At 63.2% G+C, this 608-nt stretch carries 1 protein-coding gene; it reads right to left on the bottom strand.

Annotation, left to right across the window (positions count from 1 at the left end; genetic code table 11):
* The coding region (locus EOA16_RS32420) for a TCP-1/cpn60 chaperonin family protein (protein ID WP_281035985.1) at nt 1-608 on the bottom strand (608 nt) is incomplete at both ends.

The raw sequence follows: 608 nt of genomic DNA, 5'->3' as shown, positions 1-608 counted from the left end.
ACGCCACCACCAGCAACGATGCCTTCTTCGACGGCCGCGCGGGTCGCGTTGAGGGCGTCATCGACGCGGTCCTTCTTTTCCTTGACTTCGACTTCCGTCGCACCGCCGACGCGGATCACCGCAACGCCGCCGGCGAGCTTCGCCAGACGTTCCTGCAGCTTCTCCTTGTCGTAGTCCGAAGTGGTCTTTTCGATCTGCTGCTTGATCTGGGCAACGCGGCCCTGGATCTCGGCCTTCTTGCCGGCGCCGTCGACGATGGTGGTGTTCTCCTTGGAGATCGACACCTTCTTGGCGCGGCCGAGCATGTTGAGGCCGACGTTCTCGAGCTTGATGCCGAGGTCTTCCGAGATGACCTGGCCACCGGTGAGGATGGCGATGTCTTCCAGCATGGCCTTGCGGCGATCACCGAAGCCCGGCGCCTTGACGGCGGCGATCTTCAGGCCGCCACGCAGCTTGTTGACGACCAGCGTGGCCAGAGCCTCGCCTTCGACGTCTTCCGAGATGATGAGCAGCGGCTTCGAGGTCTGCACGACGGCTTCGAGAACCGGCAGCATGGCCTGGAGGTTGGACAGCTTCTTCTCGTGCAGGAGGATGTAGACGTCCTCGAG

It is taken from the genome of Mesorhizobium sp. M7A.F.Ca.US.008.03.1.1, from assembly GCF_003997495.1.
Taxonomy (GTDB): domain Bacteria; phylum Pseudomonadota; class Alphaproteobacteria; order Rhizobiales; family Rhizobiaceae; genus Mesorhizobium.
This window is presented reverse-complemented; position numbering and strand designations above follow the sequence as displayed.